This is a genomic window from Aeromonas sp. FDAARGOS 1402 (assembly GCF_019046925.1).
Taxonomy (GTDB): domain Bacteria; phylum Pseudomonadota; class Gammaproteobacteria; order Enterobacterales; family Aeromonadaceae; genus Aeromonas; species Aeromonas caviae.
Map to the genome: position 1 here is coordinate 3,029,808 of NZ_CP077201.1, position 12,266 is coordinate 3,042,073.

11 protein-coding genes are annotated in these 12,266 nt (G+C 49.8%); 9 read left to right on the plus strand and 2 right to left on the minus strand.

All coding sequences use genetic code 11. The annotated features are described in order from the left end of the window. Positions 1-171 precede the first annotated feature (171 nt). The 9 genes from I6L32_RS14510 to I6L32_RS14550 all read left to right on the plus strand — a co-directional run bounded on the left by I6L32_RS14510 (position 172) and on the right by I6L32_RS14550 (position 9,749). Entirely contained in the window at positions 172-1,110 is a 939-nt protein-coding gene (locus tag I6L32_RS14510) for a flagellin (protein ID WP_216944043.1), read from the plus strand. Between the two features lie 318 nt (positions 1,111-1,428). Continuing rightward, on the plus strand, positions 1,429-2,631 hold the full coding sequence (locus I6L32_RS14515) for an ISL3-like element ISAeme19 family transposase (protein WP_084865641.1): 1,203 nt from the start codon (positions 1,429-1,431) through the stop codon (positions 2,629-2,631). 406 nt (positions 2,632-3,037) lie between these two features. Then, on the plus strand, positions 3,038-3,973 hold the full coding sequence (gene flaB / locus I6L32_RS14520; protein WP_216944044.1) for a flagellin: 936 nt from the start codon (positions 3,038-3,040) through the stop codon (positions 3,971-3,973). Between the two features lie 38 nt (positions 3,974-4,011). Further along, positions 4,012-4,428, plus strand: coding sequence for a flagellar protein FlaG (locus I6L32_RS14525; protein WP_216944045.1), 417 nt, complete (start codon positions 4,012-4,014; stop codon positions 4,426-4,428). 30 nt (positions 4,429-4,458) lie between these two features. After that, positions 4,459-5,847 carry a flagellar filament capping protein FliD gene (gene fliD / locus I6L32_RS14530; RefSeq protein WP_216944046.1) on the plus strand — a complete coding sequence of 463 codons (1,389 nt, stop codon included), beginning with the start codon at positions 4,459-4,461 and terminating at the stop codon, positions 5,845-5,847. A gap of 37 nt (positions 5,848-5,884) precedes the next feature. After that, positions 5,885-6,298: a flagellar export chaperone FliS gene (gene fliS / locus I6L32_RS14535; RefSeq protein WP_128343407.1), complete on the plus strand. Its 414-nt coding sequence runs from the start codon at positions 5,885-5,887 to the stop codon at positions 6,296-6,298. Then, positions 6,295-6,588: a hypothetical protein gene (locus tag I6L32_RS14540; RefSeq protein ID WP_128343409.1), complete on the plus strand. Its 294-nt coding sequence runs from the start codon at positions 6,295-6,297 to the stop codon at positions 6,586-6,588. Before fliS ends, I6L32_RS14540 begins: the two co-directional genes overlap by 4 nt. Positions 6,589-6,599: 11 nt before the next feature. Then, complete coding sequence (locus I6L32_RS14545) at positions 6,600-8,684, plus strand: 6-hydroxymethylpterin diphosphokinase MptE-like protein (protein WP_216944047.1); 2,085 nt, start codon at positions 6,600-6,602, stop codon at positions 8,682-8,684. Positions 8,685-8,801: 117 nt separating this feature from the next. Next, positions 8,802-9,749: an IS30-like element ISAs2 family transposase gene (locus I6L32_RS14550; RefSeq protein ID WP_216944048.1), complete on the plus strand. Its 948-nt coding sequence runs from the start codon at positions 8,802-8,804 to the stop codon at positions 9,747-9,749. 160 nt (positions 9,750-9,909) lie between these two features. On the opposite strand, the gene I6L32_RS14555 is transcribed toward I6L32_RS14550, so the two are convergent. Together I6L32_RS14555 and pseI are read right to left on the minus strand one after the other, a co-directional pair. Continuing rightward, positions 9,910-10,950, minus strand: a complete 1,041-nt coding sequence (locus I6L32_RS14555; protein WP_216944049.1) for an IS481-like element ISAs19 family transposase — start codon at positions 10,948-10,950, stop codon at positions 9,910-9,912. A 237-nt stretch (positions 10,951-11,187) separates the two neighbouring features. Then, on the minus strand, positions 11,188-12,216 hold the full coding sequence (pseI, locus tag I6L32_RS14560) for a pseudaminic acid synthase (protein WP_216944050.1): 1,029 nt from the start codon (positions 12,214-12,216) through the stop codon (positions 11,188-11,190). Positions 12,217-12,266 lie beyond the last annotated feature (50 nt).

Below are 12,266 nucleotides of genomic sequence, written 5' to 3' on the forward strand. Positions count from 1 at the left end.
GGGAAGGGAATAGAGGCCGATATATAGGTTAGGCGGCGATTACTGCCAGAAAGGCAGAAAAAAGAAATTAAAGTCTTGTGAAAAGGCGCCGTTAACTAAACATATCAGGCACAAAACACAATAAAGCCTGAGTGAATTAAAGTTAAATTTTAATAGCTTAGGAGAAAAATCATGAGTCTGTATATCAATACCAACGTTTCATCGCTCAACGCTCAGCGTAACATGATGAACAGCACCAAATCCCTGGATACCTCCTACACCCGTCTGGCCTCCGGCCTGCGCATCAACAGCGCCAAGGACGATGCGGCAGGTCTGCAGATCTCCAACCGTCTGACCTCCCAGATCAACGGTTTGGACCAGGGCAACCGCAACGCCAACGACGGCATCTCGGTCGCTCAGACTGCGGAAGGGGCCATGGATGAAATCACTTCTATGTTGCAACGTATGCGGACACTGGCTCAGCAGTCAGCCAATGGCTCTAATAACAAAGATGACAGAGATGCTCTGCAGGCCGAATACAAACAGCTTTCTACCGAAATAAACCGTGTTGCCAACGACACTACTTTTGGGGGGCAGAAGTTACTGAGCGGCAAGTACGAGGGGTCTTTCCAAGTGGGGGCTGATGCCGGTCAGACCATTTCCTTCAAGATGACCACAGCCTTTTCCATGACTGGTATTGCCGATGCGACGAAGGCTAAAGCCAGCGTCACAGCGATTACAAGTACAAATTCAACGGGAGCAGATGCATGGGTTGTGGCTGTTTCAACAGATAGTACATCAAAAGTGACATGGGCTAATATTGATGACATATCAGGTTCTACAGGTTCCAGCGCACAGCTGGCAATGGCTAATTTGGATTTCATGATCCAGGCAGTGGACAGCAAACGTGCTGAGCTGGGTGCTGTACAGAACCGGTTCGACTCCACCATCCGCAACCAAGCCAATGTTTCGGAAAACGTCAGTGCGGCCCGCTCCCGTATCCGCGATGCCGACTTTGCCACCGAAACGGCCAACATGACCAAGCAAAACATCCTGCAACAGGCGGCTTCCAGCATCCTGTCCCAAGCGAACCAGCGCCCGCAGTCTGCGCTCTCTCTGCTGCAAGGCTAATCTGACTGATTGCAAGAAAAAGAAAAGGGCGGTTGTTCAGGCCGCCCTGGTAAACAAGATGGAACAATGGGGTGTTCGGATTTACGCCTTGTCCTATCGAAAGAGAAGTTCTCTTATTGGTATACCCCTCGAGTGTTGCGCAGATCGTTCATTCTGTCACCCTCGAGGTTGTTCTCCTGAGCGTAAGCTCTTCTTTGGCCGACTTTGTCGGCCTTTTTTAGGTTCTTCGCGGGATCTTGGGGAAGTGGAAGTTGACAGACAGGGTGCTGGTAAACTGGCTGTCTCCAAACACACCACCACCATCACCCTGCTGTCGCCGTGCATCATATTGATATTGCCTCCTTCTGGCCAGGTTATACCGTCATCGCCCAAGCGCTTTCTGCCAACCATCACACCCTGTTTACCCTTGAGCCTCGCGCCGACCTGTTGCCCCGTTGTCGCCGATGCCTGCAACCCACGCCATTGATCCACGACCAACGTATCCGCCGGGTGCGTGAGCGAGACCTATTTGACCGACAAGTCTGGTTACAACTGCCTGTTCGCCGCGTCGACTGTCTGCGCTGTGGTCGCGTCAGTGAACATATCGACTGGCTCCCCTCTGGCTCCCGCCTCACCCGGCGCATGCAGTGCTGGATTGAAGCGCTCGTTCAGTACCTCCCCATCCGCCATGTCAGCCAGCTCACCGGGGTCGGTTGGCACACCATCAAGGAGATCGACAAGCGCCGTTTGCAGACCAGTGTGGGCACCATCGAACTTGGGGAGGTGCGGCGGCTGGTGATGGATGAGTTTGCCCTGCACAAGGGACACCGCTATGCCACCGTGATCATGGATGCCGAGCGAACCCGCGTCCTGTGGGTGGGGCACGGCAACAGCCGGGCCGCTATCCGTCCCTTCTTCGAGCAGCTCGGCGAGCGATGCCAGCAGATTGAGGCGGTGGCGATGGACATGAACACGGCGTTCGACCTGGAGGTGAAGCAACACTGCCCGCAGGCGGAGGTGGTCTACGACCTGTTCCACGTGGTGGCTCGCTATGGCCGAGAGGTGGTGGACCGGGTGCGAGTGGAGCAGGCGAATGCACTGAAAAGCGATAAACCGGCGCGAAAAGTGGTCAAAAGTGCGCGTTGGTTGCTGCTACGTAATCGGGCGAAGCTGAGTGAAAAACAGGATGTGAAGTTGCAGGAGCTGTTGGCGGCGAATCAACCGCTGGCGATGGTGTACGTGCTGAAAGAGGCGTTGAAGGGCATCTGGTATGCGCCGAGCGTGTGGGAAGGATGGCGACGATGGCGGAGCTGGATGCGGCAGGTGAAGGAAAGCGGGCTAGCGCCGCTGCAACGATTTGGTCGAAATTTATCGAAATATATGCGGGGGATCCTGGCGAGTGCAAACTACCCGATGCACACGAGTGTGCTGGAAGGGGTGAACAACAAGATCAAAGTGATAAAGCGTATGGCATATGGATTTAGGGACTCAGAATACTTTTTTCTGAAAATCAAGGCGGCCTTCCCCGGAAAGCCGCGATGAACCCTTTTTTATGGGCGTCGGAAAAGCGACGTCACATCACACGAAGCACAAAATGTGCCAACTTAATGTGCTTGAAATGCTCTGCCAATAGGTATGGTTGTTAGCGGAGGGATAGGAGCTGTGCTCTGTCGTTCTCATCGCAAGCGGAGAGCGCTTGCCTCTTTACCGGTGAAAGCGGCAATAAATTTCCTAAAGCTTCTGGTAGAGATGCCGTTACAGAGTATGAAGCAAATTGAGGGGTGTTCGGAAATCCAGCATTTGCGCAACTGCGGGTCCAATGTCCGTTCAAACAGAGGACCCGCCAGATGAGACAGACCGTTCAATCTGTCCATCTGAACGGTGGGAACCGCGTTGTCTATGACATCTGCAGGGCCCGCAGTTCCTTGTTCATCAGGAGATCATTTTTATGGCCATGTATATCAATACCAACACTTCATCACTGAACGCTCAGCGTAACTTGATGAACACCAACAAATCACTGGACACTTCCTACACCCGTTTGGCATCCGGCCTGCGCATTAACAGTGCCAAGGATGATGCAGCGGGTCTGCAAATCTCCAACCGTTTGACTTCCCAGATAAACGGTCTGGACCAAGGCAACCGTAACGCCAACGACGGTATCTCGGTCGCCCAGACTGCCGAGGGAGCTATGGATGAAGTCACCTCCATGTTGCAACGGATGCGAACCCTAGCGCAGCAATCTGCAAATAGTTCAAACAATGCTGATGATCGGGATGCGTTACAAGCGGAATACAAGCAACTGACCACTGAAATCAATCGCATCGCAGGCGATACCACTTTTGGGGGGCAGAAGTTACTGAGCGGCAAGTACGAGGGGTCTTTCCAAGTGGGGGCTGATGCCGGTCAGACCATTTCCTTCAAGATGACCACAGCCTTTTCCATGACTGGTATTGCCGATGCGACGAAGGCTAAAGCCAGCGTCACAGCGATTACAAGTACAAATTCAACGGGAGCAGATGCATGGGTTGTGGCTGTTTCAACAGATAGTACATCAAAAGTGACATGGGCTGATATTGATGACATATCAGGTTCTACAGGTTCCAGCGCACAGCTGGCAATGGCTAATTTGGATTTCATGATCCAGGCAGTCGACAGCAAGCGAGCAGAATTGGGGGCGGTACAGAATCGCTTTGATTCAACCATTCGCAACCAGGCCAATATCTCTGAAAACCTGAGTGCAGCGCGCTCTCGTATCCGCGATGCGGACTTCGCGACTGAAACCGCCAACATGACCAAGCAAAATATCCTGCAACAGGCGGCTTCCAGCATCCTGGCTCAAGCCAACCAGCGGCCGCAGTCTGCACTGTCCTTGCTCGGTTAATGGGCCATAGCAAGCACAATTGATATGGGAGAGAAAAGATGACAACTGAACTTGGAAACCTGTCATCTGCCAATGGTGCTTCCGTACAGCTAAGTGACAAGAGCGGCCAAGTGGCCGCTCAATTACTTTCTGGAGCGATGGAGGAAACGCATAATGGCGAGCAGCAAGGAAAGCAAGAGCGGGTCCCGTCGGTACAGCAGAATAACGCTGACATCGAAAAACAGGTACAAAACTTGCAGAGTTTTGTTCGAGAGCAAGGCTGGACCGTGAACTTCAGCATGGAAAAACAGCTGGATCAGGTAGTTATCAAGGTGGTGGATGCCGATACCAAGTCGGTGATCCGTCAGATCCCCAGCGAAGAACTCATCGCAATCAACAAACGTATCCAGGCCTTGGTACAGGGGGAGGCTGGGGCCAACCCAAGGGTTGGTTTGCTGTTTGACAGCGAAATATAAGCCGTTTACGACGAATGAGGAAGCTAGACAATGGCAACGATAACATCTGCTGGCGCAGGGTCCGGTATCGATTTGGAGAGTGTGATCTCTGCCAGCTTGAACGCCAGAAAGGCACAGCTCCAACAACCGATTACAACCAAAAAGACCAACGCCCAGATCACTCTTTCCGGGGTGGGCCAGTTGAAGTCTGCGATTGCTTCTTATGTCACGACCCTCAAAGAGATGGCAAAGACGGATGCATTCAACAAGCGCGCCGTTAATATTACCCAGGACAAGGATGACCCCATCCTCAAGGTGGAGAGCAAGGCTGGTGCTTCGAATGGTCAGTACAACATAACCGTCAATAAGTTGGCGACGACCAGCAAGTTTGAAGGAACCTTTGACAGTTCGACCACTTCGCTGGCAACGGAGGACGGTATTCTCACCTTTACCGCTGGAGACAAGAAATTCAATGTAGAGGTGAAGGCTGGCGATTCCCTGCAGACAATTCGTAAGAAAATCAATAATAACGGTGATAATTTTGGTTTGACTGCCAACATCATTAATACTGCGGATGGCAAGGCCAAGCTGGTCATGGATTCAGGTGTGAGCGGTACCGGGAAAGATCTGCAAATTACGGGCAGCACCGCGGGCATGACCAGTTTTGCTTCTTCCCTAACCAAAACGCAGAGCGCCAGCAACGCCGAAATCACGGTTGATGGCAGCCCTCTCAGTAGTGATACCAATACGTTTGATGGCACCATCATGGGGTTGAAGGTGACAGTGCTGCGTGAATCGGATAAAGACACTGATGGGAATGTAAAGTCCAACAAGGTTGATGTCACCACGGATAAAGATGGCATCAAGTCAATGATCAAGAGTTTCATCGATGGTTACAACACCTTGGTCAGCAAGGCAGATGCGTTAGGCAAGCGTAACAGCATTGTTGCCGGTCAGAGCCAGGATGATGGAGGGGCCTTGGCTGGTGACTCAGTGACTCGGAGTGTTGTGAATCAGATGAGCAGTATTCTCATCTCCCCATCTGACAACTCGAATGTGTTTGATACCATCTTCCAGCTTGGGATAAAGATGGATAACAAGGGAGTGCTCTCTCTTGATAGTGAAAAATTTGATGAAGCATTGGATAAAAACTTCGAGCAGGTAGTTGCAATTTTTGGTGGCGAGAAAGGGGTTGCTGGCCAACTGGCCACCTCTTTGGAAGATTACTCCAAAACGGGTGGGTTACTTGCTCAACGAGAAGACTCTCTCAATTCTGATTTGCGAACGCTGGCGCAAAAAGAGTCAGATGCCACGGCACAGCTAGTGAAATACGAGGCTAGTTTACGGGCTCGTTATGGTGGTCTGGATACTTTGCTTGCCAAAATGAATCAGTCGGCATCCTATCTAAGTCTTATTAATACCTCTAACTCATCATCCTGAGTTGTATTTTGGCGCTTCCGAGTGAGGAGGAAAAATCATGTATCGCAAAAATATCAAAGCTTACACAACCCAAAGTCTTCAAGCTGAGATGGCTGTGGCTGATCCTTATCGTGTGATTCAGTTGATGATGCAAGGCTGTATTGAACGTGTTGCTCAAGCGAAAGGGGCAATAGAGCGCAGGGATTTTGAAAATAAATCTATTGCAATTTCCAAAAGTATGGCATTGCTTAACGGTTTGCAGGACGCGTTGGATCTTTCATACGGTAAAGTACCTGAGGATTTGTTCTCACTTTACGATTATATGAAGCAACGCCTATTGGACTCTAGTCGTAATATGGACGTAGTACCGTTAGATGAAGTAAGTACACTAATGATTACAATTAAAAGTGGTTGGGATGCTATCCCAGAAAAAGAACGCAAACAGGCTTTGGAAAATAAGGCCACTATATGAGCAAGTACAGTCTCTTGTCTGCATTGAGTCATCAGCTTGAACAGGCCATCTTGGCTCAGGATATTGAGTTGGCTCATCAGATTGAAGATAAACGCCTTTGCATATTGAAAAGTATTATCGATGCCGGAAATATATCAGAGGACATTGTTAGTGTCGCGGCTACAGAGTTAGAACGAGAAAATAAATTGCGGTCATTAGTCGAAAATGAAAAATATAAGCTTGAGCAACAAATTAAAAATCTCCTGTCCGCAGAAAAAGTAAGTAACATATATAAGGCAAACTCAAGGTAAGCAGGTTTAATATGGACTTCGAAAGCAAGATAAACTCTCTGGAAGCTGAACTAGGACGCCTGCGCGCTCAAAAAGAACAAGAGCAAGCGATGCTGGAAGTGCTTCCAACTAGGTTTGAAATGAATATGGCCGCATTCGGAAATTATGTTCCAACAATATATGAACAATTCAAGTCATATAATCCAGAGAGGGAGTTCAGTTTTTTTTGCGGTGAAAATGGCATTCCTAACTTGCGCTGGAATGATTCGAGTATGCCATTTTATGGTGACGATCCTTATCAAGAATGTAAAGATCAGATTGGACGAGTTTTAAACAGTCCAGGGTCTATTCAGACGATAGAGTTTTCAAAAGAAGATAATCCAATCGATTTTATTCATGTGGATTACATGAATAAAATGATGAAAGTTCGGGATGTTGCGTCTGAAAAACTGATGCCAATCAGCAAGGTCGGGACAGATATCCCCCTGATGCTTATGTTCGGAGTTGGGCTAGGGTATCAATTATCTTACCTGTATGAACAATGCAGTCCTAGAGTTCTCTTTGTTATTGAACCGAATTTCGATCTTTTTTATGCATCTTTATTTACATTTGACTGGCACACACTGCTTGAACATCTCAATGAAGTAGGGCTCAGTATTCATATTTTTCTTGGGCAAAAAAAAGATGAAGTAATACAAGATATTACTGTTGCCTCGGCAAAAGTAGGCTCCTATCTTTCAGCCGCAAGTGTTGGTTTCTGGCACTATAAAAGTGATGAGATAATGGACCTGATTGCTAGAACAAAGAAGGAGTTTTTCTTCTTGACAAGTGGGTGGGGCTTTTTTGATGACAATGTTATTGCCTTGTCACATTGCGTTGAGAATATCAGAAAAAATATTCCTTTTCTTGTCAAAGGAAAGTCGTTGGATGATAAATGGAGAAATACTCCAGTTTTTATAATCGGTAATGGACCATCTCTTGATTTGGCTATAGATAAATTAAGAGCCTGTCAACACCAAGTGATTTTACTAAGTTGTGGTAGCGCACTATCTTCACTATATAAGGCAGGTATAAAGCCTGATATTCATGTGCAGGTTGAAAGAACTAAGATTGTACCTGACTCACATTTATTATTAAAAGATGACCAATACTTAAAAGGAATAGTTTTTTTAAGTGTCGATGTTATCCATCCTGATTGTGCCAAACAATTTGATAGAATTGGTTTGGCTTTCAAATCATTTGAGCCTGGCCTCTCTCTTATTAAGATGCATTTTTCGGTTGCACGTACTAGAGACATTCTTAGTTCAGCCAATCCGTTAGTAGGTAACACCGGTTTGGCAACTGCATGTCGTCTAGGCTTTAGAAATATATATTTATTTGGTATTGATAATGGATATAAGAGCAATGCTCATCACCACTCTAAACTCAGCTTTTATTTTGATGATAAAGGGAATCCAAAAGAAAAATTATCTGTTCAAATAAATAAAAAAAGCAATCATCTTGTACCTGGTAATTTTGGCGGTGAAGTTGAAACTACCAATATGATGATAACGTCAAAAAATGTTATGGAAAATCTTATTAAAGCACATGTGGATGTCAAATTCTATAACTGTTCAGATGGTGCTAAAATAAAAGGGACTGTACCAAAAAAAATAAATGATGTCTCAGTTGGCGATGTTGAGTGTGATAAAAATAGCTTATTAAATCATATCATGAACGACATATACAAACCTATGGATATAGATATTGATCAATTGAATGGGAATTTTCATATAGAGTTGTTTAATGACTTTATTGACATGTTCACACGAGACTGGAATAAATGCTTTTCGACTAGGGAAGATATTGTATCGAACATGATGCAGGTTCGTGATTACCTCCTTGCAATGAGAGTTCATGGTTATGAGCATGTATATAGATGCTTGAGTGGATCAATAAACTATTCCTTTAGTGTTATCCTTTCTACCCTGTATAGATTTGAAGCTTGTGACTACTTATATGAAACAATAAATGATATAATAAAAATCATGGTAGAATACTTTGCTGCTATAAAAAAGAAATATGCTTATGCAATAAGCAGTGTTGATAGAAAAGAACATGGATTATTTGATCATTAATATTTAAAAGTGCGGGAATTCAGATAATAAGTGCGACACTCATGGATGAATGGCGAGAGGTGGCCAACTGCTGATTGGTGGTACCCTTCTGCTCGCCAAAGTAAAAGCAGTATCACCATGAGCTATCAGCAGTTGACCGAGGGGCAACGATACCAGTTATCGGTGCTTCGCGCACAGGGGATGTCCATCCTTGCCACCGCACGCGCCATTGGCGTTCATCGCTCCACCCTCTACCGGGAGCTGCGTCGTAACGCCGGGCCGCAGGGCTACCAGCCAGACAATGCGCATCAGCACGCCACCCACCGACGGGCCAGTGCGGCCAAATCTCGGCTATCTGCCGATGTCATCCAGTTTGTCGAGCTGACACTCGCCTGGTGGTGGAGCCCGGAGCAGATAAGCGCGGTGGGCAAGCAGATAGGCCTCATGGCGAGTCACGAGTGGATATACCGCCATGTGGCCGCCGACAAAGCCCGGGGTGGCCAGTTGTACCGCCATCTGCGCCAGGGCCACAAGCGCTACCGCAAGGGGGCGAGCAGCCTGCGTTCTCCCATCAAGGAAGCCCGCTCTATTGATGAACGGCCGGCTATCGTCGATAGCCGGGAGCGGCTCGGTGATTGGGAGGCGGACACGGTGCTGGGCAAGCAAGGCACAGGTGCACTGGTCACCCTGGTGGAGCGCAAGAGCCGGCTCTATCTGGTCAAGCGGGTCGCGAGCAAACAGGCTGGGGTGGTGCGGGATGCGATAATCGAGATGTTAACGCCCTACATCGAGCAGGTGCATACCATCACCTTTGACAACGGCGGCGAGTTTGCCGAACACAAGGCGATAGAGGAAGCGCTGGGTGCCGAGACTTACTTTGCGCACCCTTACTCTTCGTGGGAGCGCGGTCTGAACGAGAACAGCAATGGGCTGTTGAGGCAGTTTATCCCAAAGGGAACAGACCTGAGAGAGGTCACGGACGAGGGTGTCAGGAGAGCGGAGCAGTGGCTCAACCTACGACCTCGGAAATGTCTCGGATTCAGGCAGCCTGTCAAGGTATTCGAAGAGTACCGTCAGGCGGCATAGGCGAGTGTCGCACTTCGAAGTTGAATTCGCGGTGCAATGGTGCTACTGGCTGTACAGATCTAGGGAAGGTGCGAACAAGTCCCTGATATGAGATCATGTTTGTCATCTGAGTGTACAGATCTAGTTATCACCTGACACCGGCCTCAAACCGGTGTCTTGTTTACGCTACTTTAGTGCGCACTTCCTTCGGTATCAATTTCAGACCCTTTTTGAACATGCTGTAGGGAGTCTGCCCTTCCATCATCCTGCCTTGATGTGGCCGCTGGGTGTTGTAGTGATCCAGATAGCTGTTTAGGTCTGTCTGCATCTGCTCTACCGACTCATACCAGGTTGTCCTCCCCTTGATACGGAAGTGTTCATCCAGCAGGGTGCGATGTAGCCGCTCGATAAAGCCGTTGCTCTGCGGCCTGCGTACCTTGGTGGTCCGGTGCTCAATCCCCTCCAGTTGCAGGAACAGCTCGTAGGGATGATGGTCAGGGCGCCCACAGAACTCGCGCCCGTTGTCCGACAGAATGGTATAGACCCGCGCCTCATGGGCTTCGAAGAACGGCAATACCGTTTCATTGAGCACATGAACCGAGGTCACCGGCAGCTTGCTGGTGTAGAGCCGTCCCCAGGCGTGGCGGCTGTAGCAGTCCAGTACGGTTTGCAGATACACCTTGCCAACCCCCTTGAGCGCGCCGACGAAGAAGGTGTCAACCGCCACCAGTTCTCCGGTGTAGTGGACCTCAATCTGGCGTTCGCGAAACTCGGGGCTGAAGCGCTCGAGCAGGCGGATCTGCTCGTCATTGAGCTCAATGGTCTGCTCCCGGTGAGTTTTCTCAAGGCGCAGCAAGCGGTCGTGTTTGGAGAGCAAGTCGTGACGTTGCCACACGCCACGCACACCACCCGCACTGACATTGATGCCTTGCAGAGCCAGTTCTTGGGCGACCCGCAGCGGGCCATGAGTTGGTCTGGTGAGGGAGTAATCGAGGATAGCCTGTTCAATCTCAGGAGCGACCCGATTGGGATGCGCCCCTTTACACCCGGGCAATTTGTCGAGCAATCCCTCGGCGCCATAGGTCTGGTAGTTACGGCGAATTTCGTAGAACTGCTGACGGTTGTAGCCGATGAGCTTGCAGGCTTTGCTGATATTATTGAGCTCTTTGGCGAGCTCTAGCAGGCTGAGTTTGCGACGTGCTACTTTCTCGTTGGTGGTCATACGGTGACTCCGGATAACACGGTAGGGGTACCGTTTTGTTATCCGGTTTGAAGCCGTATGACCACTCCCTTTTGTGGGCAACTGTCAGGTGAATACCATCTCCATACACTATCGCCTTGAAGATGGGGTCGCTTGCCAGGGACTTGCCTAGGATGGCGGCCTTGTTGCGTTCGTACCACTCGTTCCCTTCCCGGGACATGAAGACGTTCTTCTGATCCATGCAGAGTTCCACGACCGTTAGGAAACCAATGACCAGGTCAGCGGCGTACCGGCCTGGATATCCTGGCTGGCACGGCGACCCAGTAGGGAGGGAAGATGAACCGGGGGCAACCCGTGGGCTGGCCGGATGGAGCGAACATTGCGGGACGTGAAGGTATCCCCCGCTTTCATGTCCTCGCAGACGAAGAGGGAGCGGGCAAATTGCCGGTTTCGCAGCGTCTTGTCGTTGAGTTGGTAGCTAACCTCTCCCAGGGCGACCTCGACTTGTCGTACTCCCTCGACCATATGAGCGAATTCATCCGGTGTCATGGAGAAGGAGGCATCCGGCCCACCCAAGGTGCGGTCCAGGATGAAATGCTTCTCTATCACGCGGGCGCCCAGGGCGGCGGCAGCCATGGCGACCGCCTCTCCCAGAGTGTGGTCGGATAATCCCACCTGGACACCAAACGTCTGCCTCATATTGGGGATAGTAAGCAGGTTGGCTTCTTCCACCGGGGCGGGGTAGGAGGAGGTGCACTTGAGCAATGTGATGTCGTGATTGTCCATGCGGCGGCAGGCCTGCACGGCGGCATCGATATCGGCCAGGGTGGCGATGCCGGTCGAGATGATCATCGGCTTGCCCTTGCTGGCGGTGTACTCGATCAAGGGAATGTCGGTGATCTCGAAGGAGGCGATCTTGTAGAGGGGGACGTCGAGAGCCTCCAGAAAATCGACGGCACTGGGGTCGAAGGGGGTGGAGAAGAAGATGAGCCCCTCCTTGTGTGCTTCTGCCTGGATGGCGGCATGCCACTCCCAGGGGGTGTATGCCTCTTGATAGAGCTTGTGCAGGGTGGTGCCATCCCAGAGAGTGCCCTGATTGATCTGGAAATACTCATTGTTGCAATCAAGGGTCATGGTGTCGGCCGTATAGGTCTGGATCTTGATGGCATCGGCACCACACGCCTTGGCTGAGCGTACCGTCGCCAGCGCCGTCTCCAGTGAGTGGCCGTGGTTGGCAGAGAGCTCGGCAATGATAAAGCATCGTTCAGGATGAATTACTTGGGGCATGGATGTCTCCATTTCTGTTATTTGACAATGACTAAGACGGAAGTAATTCA

What these genes read in the sequence shown, in the direction of transcription:
- I6L32_RS14555 (WP_216944049.1), bottom strand. Translation starts at nt 10,950, where the DNA reads ATGACCACCAACGAGAAAGTAGCACGTCGCAAACTCAGCCTGCTAGAG.
- I6L32_RS14525 (WP_216944045.1), top strand. Translation starts at nt 4,012, where the DNA reads ATGACAACTGAACTTGGAAACCTGTCATCTGCCAATGGTGCTTCCGTA.
- pseI (WP_216944050.1), bottom strand. Translation starts at nt 12,216, where the DNA reads ATGCCCCAAGTAATTCATCCTGAACGATGCTTTATCATTGCCGAGCTC.
- fliS (WP_128343407.1), top strand. Translation starts at nt 5,885, where the DNA reads ATGTATCGCAAAAATATCAAAGCTTACACAACCCAAAGTCTTCAAGCT.
- I6L32_RS14510 (WP_216944043.1), top strand. Translation starts at nt 172, where the DNA reads ATGAGTCTGTATATCAATACCAACGTTTCATCGCTCAACGCTCAGCGT.
- I6L32_RS14545 (WP_216944047.1), top strand. Translation starts at nt 6,600, where the DNA reads ATGGACTTCGAAAGCAAGATAAACTCTCTGGAAGCTGAACTAGGACGC.
- flaB (WP_216944044.1), top strand. Translation starts at nt 3,038, where the DNA reads ATGGCCATGTATATCAATACCAACACTTCATCACTGAACGCTCAGCGT.
- fliD (WP_216944046.1), top strand. Translation starts at nt 4,459, where the DNA reads ATGGCAACGATAACATCTGCTGGCGCAGGGTCCGGTATCGATTTGGAG.
- I6L32_RS14540 (WP_128343409.1), top strand. Translation starts at nt 6,295, where the DNA reads ATGAGCAAGTACAGTCTCTTGTCTGCATTGAGTCATCAGCTTGAACAG.
- I6L32_RS14550 (WP_216944048.1), top strand. Translation starts at nt 8,802, where the DNA reads ATGAGCTATCAGCAGTTGACCGAGGGGCAACGATACCAGTTATCGGTG.